Annotated in this window: 16 protein-coding genes and 1 pseudogene; 8 read left to right on the top strand and 9 right to left on the bottom strand. The window is 67.6% G+C overall.

What is annotated here, in order from left to right; all coding sequences use genetic code 11:
- From trpA to GPJ75_RS24155, 3 genes and pseudogenes are all read left to right on the top strand, one after another.
- A pseudogene (trpA, locus tag GPJ75_RS24145) lies at positions 1–161 on the top strand (tryptophan synthase subunit alpha); the annotation flags it as partial.
- 56 nt (positions 162–217) lie between these two features.
- Complete coding sequence (gene accD, locus GPJ75_RS24150; RefSeq protein WP_163272205.1) at positions 218–1144, top strand: acetyl-CoA carboxylase, carboxyltransferase subunit beta; 927 nt, start codon at positions 218–220, stop codon at positions 1142–1144.
- Positions 1145–1178: 34 nt separating this feature from the next.
- Positions 1179–2507 carry a bifunctional folylpolyglutamate synthase/dihydrofolate synthase gene (locus GPJ75_RS24155; protein ID WP_163272207.1) on the top strand — a complete coding sequence of 443 codons (1329 nt, stop codon included), beginning with the start codon at positions 1179–1181 and terminating at the stop codon, positions 2505–2507.
- Positions 2508–2593: 86 nt separating this feature from the next.
- Here the strand turns inward: GPJ75_RS24155 and trxA are convergent, their stop codons facing one another.
- The 6 genes from trxA to GPJ75_RS24185 form a co-directional block, all read right to left on the bottom strand.
- A complete protein-coding gene (trxA, locus tag GPJ75_RS24160; protein WP_159589967.1) occupies positions 2594–2917 on the bottom strand; it encodes a thioredoxin in 324 nt (107 codons plus the stop codon).
- A gap of 74 nt (positions 2918–2991) precedes the next feature.
- Positions 2992–6513, bottom strand: coding sequence for a double-strand break repair helicase AddA (addA, locus tag GPJ75_RS24165; protein WP_163272209.1), 3522 nt, complete (start codon positions 6511–6513; stop codon positions 2992–2994).
- Positions 6510–9635 (bottom strand): double-strand break repair protein AddB, encoded by a 3126-nt coding sequence (addB, locus tag GPJ75_RS24170; RefSeq protein ID WP_163272211.1) that lies wholly within the window; start codon positions 9633–9635, stop codon positions 6510–6512. Before addB ends, addA begins: the two co-directional genes overlap by 4 nt.
- A complete protein-coding gene (locus GPJ75_RS24175; RefSeq protein WP_163272471.1) occupies positions 9632–10348 on the bottom strand; it encodes a nucleotidyltransferase family protein in 717 nt (238 codons plus the stop codon). Before GPJ75_RS24175 ends, addB begins: the two co-directional genes overlap by 4 nt.
- An 8-nt stretch (positions 10349–10356) precedes the next feature.
- Positions 10357–11517: a tRNA epoxyqueuosine(34) reductase QueG gene (queG, locus tag GPJ75_RS24180; RefSeq protein WP_163272213.1), complete on the bottom strand. Its 1161-nt coding sequence runs from the start codon at positions 11515–11517 to the stop codon at positions 10357–10359.
- Entirely contained in the window at positions 11517–12206 is a 690-nt protein-coding gene (locus GPJ75_RS24185) for a glutathione S-transferase family protein (RefSeq protein ID WP_159589957.1), read from the bottom strand. The genes queG and GPJ75_RS24185 overlap by 1 nt, the downstream gene beginning before the upstream one ends.
- A gap of 138 nt (positions 12207–12344) precedes the next feature.
- Here GPJ75_RS24185 and GPJ75_RS24190 point away from each other — a divergent pair, with 138 nt between their 5' ends.
- From GPJ75_RS24190 to GPJ75_RS24210, 5 genes are all read left to right on the top strand, one after another.
- Positions 12345–13151 carry an undecaprenyl-diphosphate phosphatase gene (locus GPJ75_RS24190; RefSeq protein WP_163272215.1) on the top strand — a complete coding sequence of 269 codons (807 nt, stop codon included), beginning with the start codon at positions 12345–12347 and terminating at the stop codon, positions 13149–13151.
- A gap of 128 nt (positions 13152–13279) precedes the next feature.
- Positions 13280–14533, top strand: coding sequence for an imelysin family protein (locus GPJ75_RS24195; protein WP_163272217.1), 1254 nt, complete (start codon positions 13280–13282; stop codon positions 14531–14533).
- Between the two features lie 54 nt (positions 14534–14587).
- The gene (locus GPJ75_RS24200) at positions 14588–16105 is read left to right on the top strand and encodes a di-heme oxidoreductase family protein (RefSeq protein WP_163272219.1); all 1518 of its coding nucleotides are present in this window, start codon (positions 14588–14590) and stop codon (positions 16103–16105) included.
- Positions 16105–17184 (top strand): imelysin family protein, encoded by a 1080-nt coding sequence (locus tag GPJ75_RS24205; protein ID WP_163272221.1) that lies wholly within the window; start codon positions 16105–16107, stop codon positions 17182–17184. The genes GPJ75_RS24200 and GPJ75_RS24205 overlap by 1 nt, the downstream gene beginning before the upstream one ends.
- A 16-nt stretch (positions 17185–17200) precedes the next feature.
- A complete protein-coding gene (locus GPJ75_RS24210; RefSeq protein WP_246249248.1) occupies positions 17201–18262 on the top strand; it encodes a DUF1513 domain-containing protein in 1062 nt (353 codons plus the stop codon).
- A gap of 41 nt (positions 18263–18303) precedes the next feature.
- Here the strand turns inward: GPJ75_RS24210 and GPJ75_RS24215 are convergent, their stop codons facing one another.
- The 3 genes from GPJ75_RS24215 to GPJ75_RS24225 all read right to left on the bottom strand — a co-directional run bounded on the left by GPJ75_RS24215 (position 18304) and on the right by GPJ75_RS24225 (position 20927).
- On the bottom strand, positions 18304–19158 hold the full coding sequence (locus GPJ75_RS24215) for a C40 family peptidase (protein ID WP_163272225.1): 855 nt from the start codon (positions 19156–19158) through the stop codon (positions 18304–18306).
- Positions 19155–19502, bottom strand: coding sequence for a MarR family transcriptional regulator (locus tag GPJ75_RS24220; RefSeq protein ID WP_163272227.1), 348 nt, complete (start codon positions 19500–19502; stop codon positions 19155–19157). Before GPJ75_RS24220 ends, GPJ75_RS24215 begins: the two co-directional genes overlap by 4 nt.
- 63 nt (positions 19503–19565) lie before the next feature.
- Positions 19566–20927, bottom strand: coding sequence for a leucyl aminopeptidase family protein (locus GPJ75_RS24225; RefSeq protein WP_163272230.1), 1362 nt, complete (start codon positions 20925–20927; stop codon positions 19566–19568).
- Between the last annotated feature and the right edge of the window lie 53 nt (positions 20928–20980).

The raw sequence follows: 20980 nt of genomic DNA on the forward strand, positions 1-20980 counted from the left end.
CCGACGGCGTCGTCGTCGGCACCGCCATCGTCAACGCCATCGCCAATGTCCTCGGCCAAGACGGCAAAACAACCGCAGACCCCGCCGAGGCCGTCTCGACACTCGTCAGAGGGCTGGCACAGGGCGTCAAAGAGGCGCGACTTACAGCCGCCGAACAATGAACGCATTCTTGCCGGACAAAAGTGCTGTCCGGGACGGAAACGGAAAGGGCTAGCCCATGAACTGGATCACCAATTATGTGCGGCCGAAGATCAGCTCCATGCTCGGCCGCCGCGATATGCCGGAGAACCTCTGGATCAAGGATCCCGAGACGGGCGAGATGGTCTTCCACAAGGACCTGGAAGAGAACCAGTGGGTCATCCCCTCCTCCGGCCACCATATGAAGATCAGCGGGCGCGAGCGGCTGAAATTCTTCTTCGACGACGGTGCCTACGAGACGATGGGGAACCCCAAGGCGCCAGTCGATCCGCTGAAGTTCCGCGACGAGCGACGTTACAGCGACCGCCTGCGTGACGCCAAGGCGAAGACCAACCTCGAGGACGCGGTGCTGAACGCCGTCGGTCACATCGAGGGCCAGGAGGTGCTGGCCACGGTGCAGGACTTCGCCTTCATCGGCGGCTCGCTCGGCATGGCGGCGGGCGAGGCCATCATCCGCGGCTTTGAGACGGCTGTCGAACGGCGGCTGCCGCTGGTGCTGTTCGCCGCTTCCGGCGGTGCACGTATGCAGGAGGGCATCTTCTCGCTGATGCAGCTGCCGCGCACGACGGTTGCCGTCGACCGGCTGAAGGAAGCAGGGCTTCCCTATATCGTCGTTCTCACCAACCCTACCACCGGCGGCGTGACCGCCTCCTATGCCATGCTGGGTGACATCCACATCGCCGAGCCAGGGGCGCTGATCGGCTTCGCCGGACCGCGCGTGATCGAACAGACGATCCGCGAGAAGCTGCCCGAGGGCTTCCAGCGCTCCGAGTATCTGATGGAGCACGGTATGGTGGACATGGTGGTCTCCAGGCTGGAGATGAAGGCCACGGTGGCGCGACTCATCAAGATCCTGCTCAAGACGCACGAAGAAACCGAAAGCGCGCCTGCGGTGCTGCCGGCACCGGCCGAAGCGGAGCTTGCCGAAGCGTCCGAGCAAACCTGATCGTGCCATCCTGCCTCGCCTTTAAGGGCAACCCATGACCGTGGATACCGCCGAGCACGCCATCGAGAGGCTGATGTCGCTCCATCCGAAGGGCTTCGACCTGGCGCTGGAGCGCATCGAGCGGCTGCTTCAACGTCTGGGCAACCCGCACGAGAAGCTGCCGCCGGTCATCCACATCGCCGGCACGAACGGCAAGGGTTCGGCCGCCGCCTTCGCGCGCGCGCTTATCGAAGCCTCCGGCAAGACCGCGCACGTCCACACCTCCCCCCACCTGGTGAACTGGCACGAGCGCTACCGCCTCGCCGCCCCCGGCGGAGGGCGGCTGGTGGAGGATGCGGTGCTGGCCGAGGCGGTAGAGCGGGTGGCGGAGGCCAATAGTGGCGAGCAGATCACGGTCTTCGAGATCCTAACCGCGGTCATGTTCGTGCTCTTTTCCGAGCATCCCGCGGATGCGGCCATCGTCGAGGTCGGGCTCGGCGGGCGCTTCGATGCCACCAACGTCATCGCGCACCCCGCCGTCAGCCTCATCATGCCGGTCTCGCTCGATCATGAGGCCTACCTGGGCGACCGGGTGGAGCTGATCGCGGCGGAGAAGGCCGGCATCATCAAGGCCGGCTCGCCAGTCGTCATCGGCCAGCAGGAGTGGGACGCGGCGCGCGACGTGCTGGTGGAGACGGCGGAGCGGCTCGACTGTCCGCTCAAGATCTACGGGCAGGATTTCATCGCCGTGGAAGAGAACGGCCGCATGGTCTATCAGGATGAAGACGGCCTCTTCGATCTGCCGCTGCCGCGCCTTGCCGGCCGCCATCAGATCGCCAACGCAGCGGCGGCTATCGCCGCGATCAGGGCCGCCGGCTTCACCGTCGGTCACCGCACGGCCGAGCGCGCCATGTCCACCGTCTCATGGCCGGGACGCCTGCAGAGGCTGCCCGAGGGCCGGCTCTCGACGATCGCTCCAGAGGGCACGGAAATCTGGATCGACGGCGGGCACAACCCCGGCGCCGGGGCAGTGATCGCCGAGGCCCTGGCGGAAGCGGAGGAGAAGCGGCCGCGGCCGCTCTTCCTCGTAGCCGGTATGCTCAACACCAAGAACCAGACCGGCTATTTTCGCGCCTTCGAGGGCATGGCGCGGCATGTCTATACCGTGCCTGTGGAAAGCAGCGACGCCGGCACGCCCAACAGCGAGCTCGCCGCCCGCGCCAACACCGCCGGCCTTTCGGCGGAGCCGGTGAACTCGGTCTCCAATGCCCTGAAGCTGCTGGCCGACACGTGGGACGGCGAGGTGCCGCCGCGCATCCTGATCTGCGGTTCGCTCTATCTCGTCGGCGAGGTCTTGGCGGAGAACGGCACGCCGCCGGATTGAGAGGCAGTAGAGAGAGGTAGCCCGCTTCAAAGAGAAAGCCCGGCTTTCACCGGGCTTTCTGTATACTCGAATACCGCTCAGGCCGGTTATGCAACCGCGCCGCCGATCCACGCCGACAGCACGGTCTTCGGCGCGGCACCGACCTTCATGTCGGCCACTTCACCGTTCTTGAACAGCATCAGCGTGGGAATGGAGCGCACGCCGTACTGCGCGGCCAGTTCGGGGTTCTCGTCGATGTTGAGCTTGGCGACCTTGATCTTGCCGCCCAGCTCGGCCGAGATCTCCTCGAGGGCGGGGGAGATCATCTTGCAGGGGCCGCACCATTCCGCCCAGAAATCCACCACCACAGGCTCGCTCGCCTGCAGCACGTCGGCCTGAAAATTGCTGTTGTCTACGGTGACGGTGGCCATCAGCCTCTCCTTGTCTCGGCAAGTGTCGCCCCGACATGTGGGGCCGGGCGGGGAAGGGTTCAAGCACCCTTTTCTCACGCTCTCGTGAGTCGGGCAAGGGCGGCGGCCATGTCCGACTCGCTCACGGGGAGAAGGCGCGGAACCTCGGTGAAAAGCAGCGCGGCGGAGACATGGCGGCCCGGATAAAGCGGCTTCAAGAGCTCCGCGTAGAGCGCAAGCTGGGCCACATAGGGCAGTGGCACCTCGGCAAGAGCGGCGGGTGCAGGACGGTTGGTCTTGTAGTCGACGATGAGCACCGCCTCCTCCGTCACGGCCAAGCGGTCGACCTTGCCGGCGACGGCGCGGCGCGCTCCGCCGATGGTCAATTCACCCATCACGGAGACCTCGGCCCGTGAGGCCGGGGCGAAAAGCGGCGAGAAACGGGCGTCCCGCAGGATCGCCAGGACGGAGTCGAGGGCGCCTTCCGTCTCTCCCTCGGGCCAGCCGGCGCCGGCCCGCTCCAGATAGCGGCGGGCTGCCGTTTCGCGCTCGGGGGGCGGCAGATTGGGTAGGACCTGCAGCAAGCGATGCACCGCATTGCCCCGCTCCAGGGCAAGGCCCGGCCTATCCGAGCCGTCGAGGACGGGTGAACGCAGCGAGGGGGTTATCTCAAAGCCGCCGTCGATCAACGCGGCGGCACCCGACGGCGACAGCGGGCGCGGCAGTGAGGGCGGGGGCGGCAACGGCTGTCTCATTTCCGGCGGCAAGGGCTCGACCGTCGTTTCGGGCGCGGCCACGGCCTCCGCCGGCCCCGCCTCGGAAAGCGGCGTGACGCGAAAGCGCAGCACGGGCGCGCAATCCTTCGGATCGTCCCGTTCCTCGGTCTCCGCCTGGCCGGCGAAGGCATCGCGCACGAGCGTCTGCCAGGTGGAGGGAGCGGGCCGCGCGCCATGATAGCCGCAGACGATCAGCCGGTCCTCGGCTCGCGTCATGCCGACATAGAGCAGACGGCGGTACTCGTCCTCCGCCTTCTCCCGCGCGTCCGCCTCGAAGCGGCGGGCAAGCGAATTGGAAAGATCCTTGCCCTGACGCCACAGATAACCGGTGACCGGCCGGGCCTCCCGCATCGGGAAAGGCATGAGTATCGGCAGGTGGCTGTTGCTGACCGGCGCGCTGCCGGGGTCTACGAGAAAGACCACCGGTGCCTCCAGCCCCTTGGCCGCGTGCACGGTCATGATACGGATTTCGTCGCGCGACTGGTCCATCTCGCGCTTGATCTCGGGGGCGGCGCCCTCCAGCGTCTCCAAAAGCGCCTCCAGGCCGACCAGGCCCGTCTTCTCGCCCGTCAGACAGAAGGAAAGGAACTCGTCGAGGATATCGTGTGCCTCGTGCCCCAGCCGGGCGACGAAGCGGCTGCGGGCGCCTTCGCGCTCGGGCGTGCCGGCGAGCACGCCGGCATAGAACTCGAAGACCGGCTTGAAGGCGGCTTGCGCCTGCCAGTCAACCAGCGTCTCGAGGACCGCTCCCAGCGCGCCATCGACCTTCGCCTTCTCGCGCAGCGCCGCGAACAGGGAGACACCGTCGGCGCGCGGCCAGGCGAGGTGGAACAGCGCCTCCTCGTCGAGCCCGAAGAGCGGGCTCTTGAGCACCGCCGCCAGCGATAGGTCGTCGTGGGGCTGCAGGAGAAAGCGGCCGAGCGCCGTCAGATCCTTGACGGCGATATGGGCCGTTAGGCGCAGGCGGTCGGCGCCGGCCACGGAGATGTAACGATTCTTCAGGCTGCGCGACAGCGCATGGACGAAGCGGTCGCGCTTCCTGACCAGGACCATGATGTCGCCCGGCCGCAGGCGCCGGCCCTGCCCTTCCAGGATCTCGCCGTCCTTCAGCCAGCGCTCGATCTTGTCGGCGATCACCTCGGCAAGCCTTGCTGCGGGGGCAGAGGCATGATCGACGGCCAGCGTCCAATCGTCCGGCTCCTCCACGACCTCCGGACTCAGCGGAGACCAGACCTCCACATAGCCGGGCGCGTTCTCGCGGACGGCCTCATGCTCGATCAGCTCGGGATCGCGGGTGAGGCCGCGGCGCGCCTCCTCGCGGGAAAACACCAGGTCGACCGCGCGCAGCACGTCGTAGGTGGAGCGGAAGGAGCGCTTCAGCCGCACCTTCGCAAAGCGCCCGCCGCCTTGCGGGACGCGCTTGTCGAAGGCGGCGCCGCTCTCGGCGAAGGCGGCAGGTTCGGCACCCTGGAAAGAGTAGATCGACTGCTTCTCGTCGCCGACGGCAAAGATCGTGCGCTCCACGCCTGCACGTGATCCTTCGCCGGCAAAGAACTCTTCCGCGAGTTGCCGCACGATCTGCCATTGAGGCGGGCTCGTGTCCTGCGCCTCGTCGATCAGGATATGGTCGATGCCACGGTCGAGCTTGTACTGCACCCAGGGGCCTACGTCCTGGCGGGCGAGAAGCCGCATGGTGCGCATGATGAGGTCGCTGAAATCGAGGAAGCCGCGCGCCCGCTTCAGCCGCTCGTAGCGGGAGATCAGCGCATCGGCGATGCCGAGTGCAGCGCTTGTCGCCTCCAGCATACGGTAGAGCGCCAGCCGGTCGGCGGCCTTCTGCAGGAAGGCCGCCGCCTCAAGATAGCGCTCGTAGAGGCCGGGTAAGCGGTCCTTCAGCGCCGCCCTGAAGGTGCCCTCTCCGTAAGGGTCGCCGCCCGTCTTGAGGAAGCCTTCGGCAAGCAGTTCCAGCCGGCGCACGGGGTCGACCTCCGCAAAGCCCAGCGAGGCGGTGGGGACGATGTTTTTCAGCACCGCGCGCGCGTGGGTCTCCTCGGCGGCGGCGACAAAGCGGCCATATTCCGCCGGATCGAAGCCGGGCACCGGCCAGGCCGAGGCGGCAAGGTTTTCGGCGGTCTCACCTTCGGTAAAGCCGAACTCGGCGAGAAGCTCAGGCAGGCAGGAGACACCGTCGGTTATGGCATCGATGAAAAGGCGCAGTTCCTCGCGTTTCGCCACAATCTCGGTGAGCAGCCGCTGCAGACCGCTCTCGCCGCTGCGCTCCAATACCTGCGCGAAAGCCTCCGTCATCGGGCCATCACCCACGGCGGCGACGGCGGTCAGAAGGTCGCGCCGCGCCTCGCCGAACAACGCTTCTTCCATCTGCGCGTCCAAGAGCTCGAAGTGGCCGGCGATGTTCGCCTCCAGAGGGAACTGGTGCAGGATCGCCTCGCAGAAGGCGTGGATGGTCTGGATCTTCAGGCCGCCCGGCGTTTCCAGCGCACGTGCGAAGAGCTGGCGCGCGCGGCGCAGCTTTTCGGATCCCGGACTGCGGCCTTCGAGGCTGGCGATCTCCTCGGCAAGCTTCTCGTCCGGCAGCAAGCTCCAGCCGGCGAGCTTTTCGAACACCCGGTTGGCCATATTGGCGGCGGCGGCGCGCGTATAGGTAAGGCAGAGGATCTTCGATGGGTCCGTACCCTTCAGGAGAAGGCGGATGACGCGGCTTGCCAGCACATGCGTCTTGCCCGAGCCGGCATGGGCCGACACCCAGGCCGAGAGCGCCGGGTCCGAGGCGAGCGCCTGGTTCTTCAGCGTATCCTCGGGGATGCGGAGAGGCCTCTTCATTCGGCCTCCTCTTCGCCCGTGTCACCCCCCGCCGACCACTCCAGGACACGCGCCAGATGGTCGTAGTCGCCCTCCATGTCGCCTTCCTTGAAGGGCAGCGCGCGGGAAAGATAGCCGGCTTCCAGGGAGTCGTAATAGGCGAGCAGCCGTTCGAGCCGTTGCCAGGCCTCTTCCGCGAGCGCTGGTCCCGTCTTCTGGCTGTCCTTGATTTCCAGGATCGATTCGGGCTCCACCGCGCCGTTCGCCTTCAGCCGCACATAGCATAATTCGTCAGGAGCGGGGTTGCCCAGCCCGGTAAAGGCGCCGCGGCTCAAAAGAGCGGCCTCCAAGGCTAGCTGCGGGGCGAGCAGGCGGTGCGCCTGCACCTTGGAAGGATTGGAGCCGGTCTTGTAATCGATGATATCGGCACGGTTGCCGGAGCGCGTGTCGATGCGATCAGCGCGGCCGGCAAGCAGCTTGCCGGTGGCACCGACTTCGAGCGGTTCGGCGCGGATTTCGGCGTGGCGAGCGACGACACCCTCGGCGCGCTCATGCTCCCAGAGGATGACGTTGTGCGCCGTGCGCTCGAAGCGCGGCCACCATACTGCCTCGACATCGGCGGGAAGGCCGGCCTCGGCAAAGAGCGCCCGGCCAGTGGCAAGCAGATTGTCCAGCGCATCGGCGCCGCAGGGGTCGGCGCCAGACTGGATAAATGCCTGCAAGATGTCGTGGAACAGCGTACCGCGCTCTGCCGCGCCCGGATCGCGGATCAGCGGGTCGAGGGGGGAGAGGCCTAGTATGCGCTTCGCGTAGACGGCGTAGGGATCGCGGCGCAGCGTCTCGATCTCGGTGACGGAGAAACGCTGCGGCCGCGCTTCCAGTGGCGGCTTGGGGCATGGGCGCGGCACAAACGGCTCATCCATGCTGGTTTCCAGCGCGTGCGCCCAGTCGATAAAGCGGCGGCCGCGCGCCTTGGTGGCGTCCGTCTCCGCCGGGCCGGCGCAGGCGGCAAGCCGCTGCAGCCAGCGCGAGGCGACAGCGGGCGCATCGCCAGCGCGGGCCGAGCGGGAAAGCACGACCTCGGGCGCGCCCAGCGCCATCATGAAATCGTGCGCGGCAAGGCCGATGCGCCGCTCCGGCGGCTCGAGCGAAAGCTCGGCCTTCATGAGGCGCGACATGAAACGGTCGGAAGCCGGCACCTGCGGCCACGTGCCCTCGTTAAGCCCGCCCAGCACCAGAGTGTCGACGCTCTGCAGGCGCGCCTCCAGCGTGCCCCAGATGGCGACGCGATGGTCGGCGCCGTGCGCCGGCTTCACCACCTGGCCGGCGATGAGCGCGGCAAAGACGTCCGGCCACTCCGCAAGCGCCACCTCCAGCGCCGAGTGGCTGTCGACCAATTCGCGTAGGAACCGCGCCAGCGCTTCGCCCGCTTCGCCGCCATAAAGCGTGGCCAGGCTGCCGTCGGTATCGCGGGCCAGCGCCTCCAGCGCCAGGACCGAAGCGCGCACTGCTGCGGCGAGGCCGACAGAGCGCTCGCCCCGCAACGCGGTGAGCGGCGTCAGCGCCTTTTCGAGCGCCACCAGAACCTCGCGCGCCTCGGTGAGGTTCCGCTTGGTCAGCCGGCCGAACCAGAAAGGCTTGCGCGCGTCGGCGAGGGCAGCGTGACGCGTGTCGAACAGGGCGGAAAGCGTGGCGACGTCTGGCCGCCCCGTCCCACCGCGCAGCGCCACCAGCTCGATCAGCTCCGCCGCGCCGCGCACCTGTTGACGCGGAATGCCGAGCTGCAAGAGCGGATGTTTCAGGAGACCGATGATCGCCACCGGTTCACCGGGCCGGCACACGGCCTCCAGCATGAGCCGCATCAGTGTGGCCGGCACGCTGTCGGCAAGCGGGCTGCCGCCCGAATCGTCGGCCTCGATGCCGAAACGGCGCAGCTCCGCCGCCACCCGCCGCGCCAGCGCCCGATCGGGCGTGACAAGCGCGGCCGTCTTCCGTTCATGGGCGACGGCTTGGCGCAGCGCCACGGCGACGGCGAGCGCCTCCTCGCGCTCGTTTGCCGCCTCGACCAGGCTAACGCCGGCCAACGCGCCGTCGCGCAAGGCCCGGTCGACGCTCTCTCTGTTGCCGGCCCACAGCTCGGTTGTCTCCGCCGGCCGCAACGCCTCGCTCATCAGCCGGCGCCGCGCGGCCAGCGCGGGCGGCGGCGCGGCAAGTTCGGCCACGTCGGCGCGGGCGATGCCGATGCCGCCGGTGAGCTTCTTCAGGCCGAATTGTGGATGGCCGCAGGCCGCGGGCTCCTCGCTCGCGCCCACCGCCTGCCAGGAGGGCTCGTCAAGATAACGGTCAAGACCGGGCAGAACCACGGCGCCGTTATCGAGGCGGGCGATCGTTGCGAGCAGCCGAGCCGTGGCGGGTATCGAGCCGGTGGAGCCGGCGGCGATCACAGGGCCGCTCCCGGGATTGCGCTTCAGCCTCGCGGCTTCAGCCGCCAGCATGGCGTTCCGGTGGGCGGCAGGGTTCGAGCGGTTGCGCTCGGCCAGCAGGTCCGGCCACGCGGCGGTGACGATGTCCAGGAAATCGAGAGTGACCTGCCACCAGCCGGCAAGCTCCTCCGGCACCAGATCCGCGAGCTTTGTCCAGTCGGCTTCCTCGGTCTCGATCTCGTCCATCAGGGCGGCAAGGTCGCGGGCGAGCCACAGGCTGTCGCTCAGCGAAGCCGGCACGACCACGCCTTCTTCGAAGAGCGCGGCGACATGCGCCGGCACACGCGCCTTCCAAGCCCGCACCAGCGGCGCGAGCAGCAGGACGCGCTCGAGCCCGCCGATGGGCGGCGCATGGTCGAGGACGGCGGCCCCGCCCTCGCCTTCGAGATCGGCAAGATCGGCCTCGAACTCGCCGAGGGGGCGGATAACAGGCAGGATGGCGGAGCGGCCGCCGAGCCGCTCGACCAGCACACTCCTCAGTTCCCGCGCCGCGCGGCGGGTGGGCAGGTAGATTGTCGCCTCGGCGAGCGCCAGCGGATCGCCGTCGTGGCGAAAGCCCGGCACCAGCGCACCGGACAAAAGCGCCTCGGCAAGCGCCGGCAGGAAGGGCACGCCAGGCGGGATGGAGAAGACGCGCGGCGTTGTGCGCGCCGCGGTCACGGGGCCGCGCCGAGCCGCCGCAGCGCCGCCTCCGCGGGAGCGATCGCCCCGGGCGTGCCGACGGTGATCCAGTGGCCGTCGAGGGGCAGGCCGAAGAACCGGCCCGAAGCGGCGGCTTGGTCGAACTGCATGTTGAGGGAATGCGGGCCGGCGGGAGCGCCGGCGAACAGGCGCGGATGGACGATGAAGGCGCCGGCATAGATAAAGCCGCCCTCCCCGTTGCGCGCGCGTTTCAGCCGCCCTTCCTCATCCATGGTGAAATCCACCTTGCCCGTATGGCCCGTGGCGGATGCCGGATCCGCTAGGAGCATGAGTATATCCATGCGGGCGACGTCCCATGCAAGGGCAAGGCGCCCAAGGTTCGGCTCGCTCCGGTCGATCCAGAACGTGTCCGCGTTGAGGACGAGGAAGGGCTCCATCCCCAGAAGGGGAAGCGCCTTGACGACGCCGCCACCCGAATCGAGCAGCATGTCGCGTTCATCCGAGATCGTTATCCGGGGGGCGGTGCGCCGGCCAAGATGGGCGGTCATCAAATCCGGCAGGTGGTGGATATTGACCACCGCCTCCGCCACGCCCGCCCGTTGCAGCGCGTCGAGCCCCCAGTCGATCAGCGGCTTTCCGGCGACGGGCACGAGCGGCTTCGGCGTCGTTTCCGTCAACGGCCGCATGCGCGTGCCGAGGCCGGCGGCGAGCATCATGGCCTTCTGCGGCATTCTCCCGTTCAATGGATGGCTTCCCGCTTTTGCGCGAGGGCATCGGCCCATTCCGCCATCACCTCGCCGTCGGTCTCGTCCGCCTGTTCTTGCCGCGTCAGCGCCACGAAGGCTTGCCGGTCCATGAGCCGCGAGAGCGCCCAGACGGCCACCCCGCGCACCAGCGGCGAATCGTCGCGAAGCAACCGCTCGCACGCGGGCACGAGCCCCGCATCGCCGGAATTGCCAGCGGCGATCAGCACGTTGCGGATGAAGCGGTCGCGGCCGATACGCTTGATCGGCGAGCCGGAGAAGAAGGCGCGGAAGGCGGCGTCATCGAGTTCCAGCAGGCCCTCGAGCCGCGGTGCCTTCAGGTCATCGCGTGCCTTCAGCTTGGCCTCGGAGGCGGTGCGCGCGAACTTGTTCCACGGGCAGACGGCCAGGCAGTCGTCGCAGCCATAGATGCGGTTGCCCATCTTTTCGCGGAATTCGCGCGGAATCGGCCCCTTGTGCTCGATGGTGAGGTAAGAGATGCAGCGCCGCGCGTCGAGCTGGTAGGGCGCGGGGAAGGCGTCGGTCGGGCAGATGTCGAGGCAGGCGCGGCACGAGCCGCAATGGTCACGCTCCGGCGCGTCGGGCGGGATCTCGGCAGTCGTGAAGATGGAGCCGAGAAAGAGCCAGGAACCAAGCTCGCGGCTCACCAGGTTGGTGTGCTTGCCCTGCCAGCCGAGCCCCGCCGCCTCCGCAAGCGGCTTTTCCATCACCGGCGCGGTATCGACGAACACCTTCACATCCGCGTGGCATCTGGCGGCGAGTTTGCCGGCGATCTCTTTCAGCCGCCCCTTGACGACGTCGTGATAGTCGCGGTTCTGCGCATAGACGGAGATCGCTGCCCTGTCCTTGCGTTCCAGAAGCGGCAGGGGGTCTTCCTCCGGGCCGTAGTTCATGCCCAGCATGATGACGGAGCGCACCTCCGGCCAGAGCGTCCGCGGGCGGGCACGGCGCATGGCCGTCTCCTCCATCCATGCCATCGAACCGTGGCGACCCTCGCGTAGGAAATGTGCCAGCCGCGCGGAAGCCATGGGCGTGGCGTCGGGCGCCGTCACCGCCACCGCGTCGAAGCCTGCCGCACGCGCCTCCTTCTCGATGAACGCGCGCAGCCGCTCCGGATGGGCTCGCGCCGCGCGCATCAGAAATCCAGGTCCGCGTAATGGGAGGCGGGTGATAGCCCACGCACGCGGTCGCTCAGGAGGGAACGGAAGGAGGGCCGTGACTTCATGCGGCTATACCAGTCGCGCGCCGCCGGGTACTCGCGCCACTCGATCTCGCCGAGATAATCGAGGGTCGAGAGCGCGGCAGCCGCCGCCACGTCCGCGTAGGAAAGGCGCGGGCCGGCCAGCCAGTCACGCGTGGCGGCCAGCCAGTTGGTGTATTTCAGGTGCTGGCGCACGTTTGCCCGCGCCGCGCGTATGGCGGCGGAATCGGGCGCCCCGCCCCCCTCGCCGCCCATCAGCGGCTTCAGCGCCCGCTCGCGCACCAGATGCCGCGTCACGTCGCCTTCGGTCTTGACCAGGTACCAGTCGACGAGGCGGCGGATTTCCGCCCGGGCGATGGAATCCTCGGCCATCAGCCGTTTCTCGCGCTTGAAGGCGCCGCGCGTCTCGTCGAGGTACTCGCCGATCACCGTCGCGCCGACGATGACATGGTCGCCTTCCGCCAGGAGCACGGGGATCGTGCCGGCCGGGTTGAGCGACAAAAACTCCTTGCGCCGCGCCCAGGGGCGCTCCTCGATCAGGGCGAGCTCCTCGCCATATTCGCCGAAAGCCAAACGGACGAAACGGCAGGAGGCATAAAGCGGATGGTGAAACAGGGTCAGCATGGCTGCACGTGATACATGAATGCTCTGGTCATTTCGTGGCCGCGACGGTATTCCTCAGGCGGTCTGATTCCCGAGTTCTCCGCCGAGCTATACGGGCAGACGCCGGGCCTGACAAGCAAACCCAGCCAAGGAGAAAGCGTGCCGGACCAGACCATCGCGGAAGCCCTCCTGCTCGGCGTTCTGGAGGGGTTGACCGAGTTCATTCCCGTCTCTTCCACGGGGCATATTCTGTTGGCGGGCCATTTCCTCGGCTTCAAATCGACCGGCAAGGCCTTCGAGATATTGATCCAGCTCGGCGCCGTCCTGGCGGTTCTGAGCGTTTATGCCGCGCGCCTGTGGAAGATGGCTCTGGATTTACCGCGCGACTCGGCGACCCGGCGCTTCTTTCTCGGCATTCTCGTGGCCTTCCTGCCGGCTGCCGTCATCGGTGTGCTCGCCTACACAGTCATCAAGACCGTGCTCTTCGAGACGCCAATGCTGATCTGCGTCATGCTTATCCTTGGGGGCATCGTGCTTCTTTGGGTCGACCGCTGGGTCAAGGCGCCGCGTTACGACGACATCACCCGCTTCCCGCTGCCCATGTACTTCAAGATAGGCCTGTTCCAGTGCCTGTCCATGATTCCAGGCACCTCGCGTTCGGGCGCGACGATCGTCGGCGGGCTCATCCTGGGCGCTGACAAACGCGCGGCGGCGGAGTTCTCCTTCTTCCTCGCCATGCCCACCATGGCTGGCGCCTTCGCCTACGATCTCTACAAGAATTACAACGTGCTCACCGCCGCCGACGTGGAGATCATCGTCGTCGGCTTCATCGCCGCCTTCATCGCCGGGGTGATCGTTGTGCGTTCGCTGCTCGGCTTTGTTTCCCGGCGCGGCTATGCACTGTTCGGCTGGTGGCGGATCCTCGTCGGAGTGCTAGGCCTTACGGCGCTTTTCCTGCTGGGATAAGGCGTTCTCCTTCCATGCAGGGATGGCGTCTTGCGGGGCGGCTTCAAATGTGATTTTTTCACTCCACAATTAGTGAGGTGAATAAGGTTTTGTCCGCCGCACCCACAAACCTGCTCCGGAGGATTTCGATGAAGTTGACGATTGCTTTTGCCACGGCCGGCATGGCCGTTTCCGCCGCCCATGCCGCCGAGCCCTCGGCCGTTCTGACCACCTATGCCGACATTGCGCTCGCCGGCTACGAGGACAGCCTGGAGACTGCGCGCTCCCTGCAAGGCGCGGTGGATGCGCTGATTGCCGATCCTTCCGAGCAGACACTGGCTGCCGCCCGCGAGGCCTGGCTGGCGTCCCGCGCGCCCTACCAGCAGACGGAGGCTTACCGCTTCGGCAACGCTATCGTCGATGAGTGGGAAGGTCGGGTAAACGCCTGGCCGCTGGACGAGGGGCTGATCGACTATGTCGACGCCAGCTACGGCACCGAGTCCGACGAAAACAGCTTCTACACGGTCAACGTCATCGCCAACGACGAGGTGAGCGCTTCCGGCAAGACTGTCGATGCTTCGCAGATCACGCCCGACCTCATCCAGTCCCTGCACGAGTTGGGCGGCATCGAGGCCAATGTCGCCACCGGCTATCACGCCATCGAGTTCCTCTTGTGGGGGCAGGACCTGAACGGCACGGGACCTGGCGCCGGCAACCGCCCCTATACGGATTTCGACGCGGAGAACTGCACCGGCGGCAACTGCGAGCGTCGCGCGCAATATCTCAAGGCGGCGGCGGACCTGCTGGTTGCCGACCTGGAAGAGATGGTGGCCAACTGGAAGGAAGGCGGCGAGGGGCGAACGGTACTCAGCGAAGGCGAGCCGGAAACAGGGCTGACGGCCATGCTGACCGGCCTCGGCTCACTCTCCTACGGTGAGCTTGCTGGCGAGCGCATGAAGCTCGGGCTGCTCCTGAACGATCCGGAGGAGGAGCACGACTGCTTCTCCGACAATACCCACAACAGCCACTATTACGACGTTCTCGGTATCAACAACGTCTATTTCGGCCGCTACGAGCGGACCGGCGGCGAGACGGTGGAAGGGCCTAGCCTGGCTGAGCTGGTGCGCGAGGCGGATCCGGCCCTTGCCGACGAGATGGAAGCCAAGCTCACCACCACGCTTCAAGCCGCCGAGGCGCTTAAAGACCGTGCCGAGACTGTCGAGGCCTATGACCAGATGATCGGCGAAGGCAACGCGGAAGGGAACGCCGCCGTGCAGGCGCTTATCGACGGCCTCGTCGACCAGACCCGCTCCATCGAGCGCGTCATCGCGGCGCTTGACCTTTCCGGCGTGACGATCGAAGGATCCGACAGCCTGGACGATCCCAACGCGGTCTTCCAGTAAGATTGACGAGCCGTCGCGCAAAGTGTGTGGCGGCTTTTTCTACGTGCCGGTGTGATGCGTTTGTCTCTTCGCTTTTATTCGACCCTGGCGGCGGCGGGCTTGCTCGCCGCCTTTGCCGTTCAGGCGCGCGCCCCCGCGCCGCGGGATGATCTGAGCGGGGCCGACCGGGCGCGGGTCGAAAAGGTCGTTCGCCCGGCAACGGCATTCGACAAGGCCGAGCCCTTCGAGCGCATGCAGGCGGGGGCGGCCACCTCCACGAAGCGCATCAACGCCGATGCATTCTCCCACCCCTCGGCCAATCTGGAGTTCGAGGGTGAGCAGCGGTTCCTGCTCGGCAACGGGCTGTTCCGCAAGGAATGGGTGTCGTCGCCGTCCTCCACCCAGGCCTCCGACGGCCTCGGCCCGCTGTTCAACGCGCGGGCCTGCCAGTCCTGCCACATCAAGGACGGGCGCGGCCACGCTCCCGCGCATGCCGAGGATTCCGCCGTCTCGCTCTTGGTGCGCCTTTCCGTGCCGCCCGGCGAGGAGCAGGAAGAGGCCATCCGCGCCGGCAATCTTTCCAGCGCCCCCGAACCCGTCTATGGCGGCCAGCTGCAGGATTTCGCCGTGGCGGGCCTGCCCGCCGAAGGCCGCTTGCGCATCGATTACGAGGAAATCCCCGTCAGGCTCAACGGCGGGGAGACGGTGAGGCTGCGCAAGCCGACGATTACCGTCGACAACCCTGGCTATGGCCCGCTTCACCCGGACACCATGCTGTCGGCGCGCGTCGCCCCGCCGATGATCGGCCTCGGCCTCCTGGAGGCCATTGACGAGGGCGACATCCTCTCTCGCGAGGACCCCGAGGATGTGGACGGTGACGGCATCTCCGGCCGCGCCCGCCGGGTGCGCGACGAAACGGGCAAATGGCGCCTTGGCCGCTTTGGCTGGAAAGGCAACGCGGCAAGCGTGAAGCAGCAGGCGGCGGATGCATTCTCCGGCGACATGGGCCTTTCCACGCCGCTGGTGCCGGACCACTGGGGCGAGTGCACGGCGGCGCAAAAGCCCTGCCGCAGACTGCCTCACGGCGCACAGCCGCACCTCGGCGAGGGGGAAGTGCCGGCGGAGCTTCTGGAACTCGTGGCCTTCTATTCCCAAAACCTCGCCGTCCCCGCCCGCCGGGAGGTGGAGGACGGCCAGGTTCTTGCCGGGAAAAGGGTGTTCTACGAGATGGGCTGCGCCGGCTGCCACACGCCGAAATACGTTACGCGGCGCGATGCGGCGGTGCCGGCACTCGCCTTCCAGCTCATCTGGCCCTATACCGACCTTCTCCTGCACGACATGGGCGAGGGCCTCGCCGACTACCGGCCGGAAGGCACGGCCACCGGCTACGAGTGGCGCACGCCGGCTCTTTGGGGCATCGGCCTTGCCAAGACCGTCAGCGGCGAGGCCGGGTTCCTGCACGACGGCCGCGCCCGCACGCTGCTGGAAGCCGTATTGTGGCACGGCGGCGAGGCGGAGGCGGCACGCCAGAAGGTGGTGGAGATGGAGAAATCCGACCGCGACAACCTCATCCGCTTCCTGGAGTCGCTGTGATGCTGAGGAACGCGCTTCTTTGCCTCGCCCTTGCCTGCTGCTTGCCGGCGCATGCGCAGGATGCGGCGCAAACCGTTCCGCCCGACATCGGCCAGCGCGTGGCGGAGCGCTACGTCGCACCGAGCCTTGCCGCCTTTTCCGGCGTGACCGGGCGCCTCGACGGCAAGATGGGAGAGCTTTGCGCGGCTCCCGGCGACGAGGCTCTGGAAGAAGCGCGCGCCACCTTTGCCGATACGGTGCGAGCCTGGGGGCCGGTCTCCATGTTCCGCTTCGGGCCGTTGGTCGAGGAGAACCGCTTCGAGCACCTGTTCTTCTGGCCCGACATGCGCGGCGTCACCCTGCGCCAGGTGCAGGGCGTGCTGGCGGACAAGGACGAGAGCGCCGCGGCCGCCGCGAGCCTGAAGGAGAAGAGCGTGGCCCTGCAGGGCCTGCCGGCGCTGGAGTTCGTGCTTTTCGGCTCTGGTGCAGAAGAGCTTGCGGGCGCCGACGGTGCCTTCCGTTGCCGCTATGGCACGGCGATCGCCACAAACCTGACCGGGCGCGCCGCGGAGCTCACGCAGGCTTGGGCGCCGGACGCGCCGTTCCATTCCGATTTCACGCGACCCGCCGCCGGCAACGCGCTCTACCGCTCGCCGGGCGAGGTGGCCGGCGAGGTCGTCAAAGCGCTGACGACGGGGCTGCAGTTCGCCCGCAACGCCGAGCTTCTGCCCGCTCTCGGCGCAAATCCCGACAAAGCCAACGGCAAACGCACGCCGCTCTGGCGCTCCAACCTGACCTTTGACCTTGTCGGCACGCAGATCGAGGGCATGATGGGGCTGGTCAACGCGGCGGACTTCAAGACGCACCTCGACGCAGCGGGCGGCGCCATCGTCGATTCCGTGCTCTTTGACCTGGAGCACGCCCTCGGGGCGCTGGAAGAGGTGGGGACACCGGCCGAAACGGCCTTCACCGAGGCGGAGGACCGCGGCCGTATCTCCTATGCCGGCGTCGCCCTGGAGGGCGCCGACCACACGATAAGCGAGCAGCTCTCGGCTGCCATCGGACTGACGATGGGTTTCAATGCGCTCGACGGCGATTGATCGCAGGACGTTCCTCATGCTTGCCGGCGGAGCCGCGCTCGCGCCGACGTGGGCGGACGCCGCCGAGGAGGCGCTCTTCCTCGGCGCCAGGCTCAACAGGGGCCGCTTCGAGGCCGCCGTCATCGACGAAATGGGCCGCGACCGGCTGGTGCTGCCGCTCGAGGCGCGCGGCCACTCCTTCGCCATCGATCCGCCGCGCCGCCGCGCCGTGGCCTTCGCCCGCTCGCCCGGCCGCTTCGCCGTCGCTTTCGACGTGGACGGCAGGGACGAGCCGGTGGCGATCACCGCCGCGGCAGACCGCCATTTCCACGGCCATGGCGTCTTCACGCCCGACGGCAGGCTGATGCTCGCCACCGAGAACGACTTCGAAGCGGGGCGCGGTGTCGTCGGCATCTACGACGCAACGGACCGCTTCTGCCGCATCGGCGAGTTCCCGAGCGACGGTATCGGTCCGCACGAGGCCGTGCCTCTGCGCGACGGCCGCACCATCTGCGTGGCCAATGGCGGCATTCTCACCCATCCGGACTACGGCCGAGCCAAGCTCAACCTCGCCACCATGGCGCCCAGCCTCGCCTACATCGACGCCGCCTCCGGTGAGGTGGTGGAGAAGGCGGCGCTGGCGCCGGAGCTCAGCCGACTCTCGATCCGTCACATGGCGCTGGACGCGGCCGGCCATGTCTGGTTCGGCTGCCAGTACGAAGGCGCGGCCACGGATCGCCCGCCGCTGGTCGGCCGCCACAGGCGCGGCCGCGAGGTCGAGCTCTTTCCCGGCCCCCGGGAGGTTCTGCACGCCATGCAGAACTATGTCGGCTCCGTTGCAGTGGACGCCTCCGGCACGGTGCTCGCCACCTCCAGCCCGCGCGGCGGCCTCATCGCCTTCTGGGATACCGAAAGCGGTCGGTGCCTGGGTCGCCAAACGCTGGCCGATGGCTGCGGCGTCGCCCCTTCCGCGCGGGGAAGGGTGCTTGCCACCAGCGGGCGCGGCGCGGTGGTGAACGCGGGGCCGGAGACGGAAAGGGTCCTCACTGAGGCGGGCGGCGGGGCACCTGCGTGGGACAACCATCTGCGTCGGATGTAAGGGTTGGGGGGATACGGCGAACGGATGACGGCGCGCAGCACCTACACCAACCGGCGATACCCCGTCGGCATTCCATAAAGCGGCTCGATCCGCCGTATCGCCTCGCCAAGCGGCTCTCGCGATACCGTCATCGTATGGCCGTTGGCATGGATGACATGTGCACCGTCGGTCATGATTGCCACGTGCCCGCGCCAGAAGACGAGGTCGCCGCGTTTCAATCCCTTCTCCGGATCGAGCGCCGCACCGATCCCCTCCGCCTGCATGTCCGTGTCGCGTGGCACGTTTCGCCCCGCCATAAGCATGGGAAGCTGCACCAGCCCCGAGCAATCGATGCCGAAGCCGCTCGTCCCGCCCCACAGATAAGGCGTATGCAGAAACTGTTCCGCTACCGAAACGAAATCCTCGGCATGCCGCTCGATGGGGCGCAGGTGCCGGGCGATCATCGCCTCACCCGAGGCGAGTAGCGCGTAGCGTGTTCCGCGTTTCTCCACCTCGCCAGTGACCGCCAGCCGCGCCCCCATGCTGTGGACGGTCGTCATCGGCGCCTTCAGCTCGGGCTCGGGGTAGACGAAGCTGCGCGGCACGCAGACCACGTGGGTCAGTGCGGCGAGGGGCCGGCCGGCCGCCGCCTCGTCCACATAGCCCACATAGCCGTCGCGCGCCGCCTGCACCCAGGCCCAGCCATCCTTCCGCTCGAACACCTGGATCGCCTCGCCGTGAAGAAGCTGCGTGTCGATCCCGGCGCCCACGTCCGGCGCCGAATGAAGATCCGCCACGGGCGCGGCGATCACGGCCGGCTCTCCGGCGACGAAGCGTTCCGCCTCCACGCGCCCCGTCAGCCGCTTGTCGGCGAGGTCGGGCCGGAAAGCATTGAGGCGGCGGTCGAGGGTGCTCATAGGGGAAGCTCCGCCGCGTTGGCCACCACCACGTCACCGATGCGCTCGACGAACAGCGCGCCTTCCACCGTGCGCCGGATGAGAACGTTGCGCCGATCGCGCTCGTCTCGATGGCGCGCAAGGAGCTTCATCGCGCCCATCGTGTCGAGCGCCCGCGTGATCACCGGTTTCGTCACCTTCAGCTTCTCCGCCAGCCCGCGCACCGTATGCGGGGGCGGATCGAGATAAACGGTGAGCAGGATCGCCATCTGCCGCTCCGTCAGGTCCGGCATGTCATCGCGCACCTCGGCAAGGCATACCTGCTGCCAAAGCCTGAGCGCCTGAAGGGGCCGCAGCGCGACCATCGAACCCTCTGCAATCGTTTCGGTTCCGTATCATTACGCCGATTGCCGGTGTTCGCAAAGGGATCATGCGCCGTAACGCTCCTTCAGCACGCGTTCGATGGCGCGAATCCCCTGCGCCTCGCCACCCACCGGGGAGACGGGTTTCTCGTTCGGGTTCCAGCCGTAGATATCGAAATGCGCCCAGGCGGAAGCCTTCTCGACGAAGCGCTCGAGAAAAAGCGCAGCGGTGATCGAACCGGCAAAGCCGTCGGAGGTGATATTGTTCGTGTCGGCCACCTTGGAGCGCAGCTTGTCCTTGTAGGGCTGCCACAGCGGCATGCGCCAAAGGGGATCGGCGACCGTTTCGGCTGCCTCGGAAAGCCTGGCCGCCAGCGCTTCGTCATGGGTGTAGAACGGCGGCAGGTCGGGGCCGAGGGCGACGCGCGCGGCCCCCGTCAGCGTCGCCATGTCGATCATGAGCTCCGGCGCCTCTTCGTCGGCCAAGGCGAGCGCATCGGCCAGCACCAGCCGGCCCTCGGCGTCGGTATTGCCGACTTCCACCGTCACGCCCTTGCGGCTCGTCAGGATGTCGCCGGGGCGGAAGGCATTGCCGGCAATGGCGTTCTCCACCGCCGGGATCAGAACGCGCAAACGCACCGGCAGCTTCTCCGCCATGATCATGGAGGCGAGACCCAGCACGTTGGCCGCGCCGCCCATATCCTTCTTCATGAGCAGCATGCCGCTGGCCGGCTTGATGTCGAGCCCGCCGGTATCGAAGCACACGCCCTTGCCGACCAGCGTCACCTTTGGCGCCGCCTCGGCCCCCCAGCCAAGGTCGATGAGGCGCGGGGCTTGCGCGCCGGCGCGACCGACGGCGTGGATCATCGGCAAGCTCTGCGCAAGAAGCGCTTCGCCCGCGGTTACCCGTATCTCGGCCCCATGCTTTTCCGCCAGTTCGCGCGCGGCCTCTTCCAGCGCTTCCGGCCCCATGTCGTTCGCCGGCGTGTTGATGAGGTCGCGGGCAAGGAAGGTGCCTTCGGCCTGCCGTTCGACGGCGGCTAGATCGGCCCCCTCCGGCGCGGCGAAACTGATTTCCGGCGTCGGCTTCTTGCCATAGCGGGTGAAGGCATAGCTGCCGAGCTTGAGCGCGAGGGCTGCCAAATCCGGGTCCTCCGGCGGTACGGCGAAGTGCCAGGTGCCCTGCGGCAGGGCGCGCGCCAGCTTGCCGAGGCCGAAGGGGGCCTTGCCGACACCGAAGAAGGCGCCGCCAAGCGCTCCATCGTCCCCCGGAATCGTGAGCAGCGCCCCCTCCGCGCCCTGAAAGCCGTTCGCCCGCGCCCAGGCACAGGCCCTCGCATCGGCCCCCGTCTCCTCCAGCGCATCTCCGGATGCCAGATAGACGGGAAGGGAGGCAGTGTCCTTGCGAGCGGTCAGAGTGAGCGGCATGGCGGTTCTTTCCTTAAGGATTAACGCTCCGTTAGGGTTAACAGAATACTTCT

Origin of the sequence: Chelativorans alearensis (assembly GCF_010993735.1) — a bacterium.
Taxonomy (GTDB): domain Bacteria; phylum Pseudomonadota; class Alphaproteobacteria; order Rhizobiales; family Rhizobiaceae; genus Chelativorans; species Chelativorans alearense.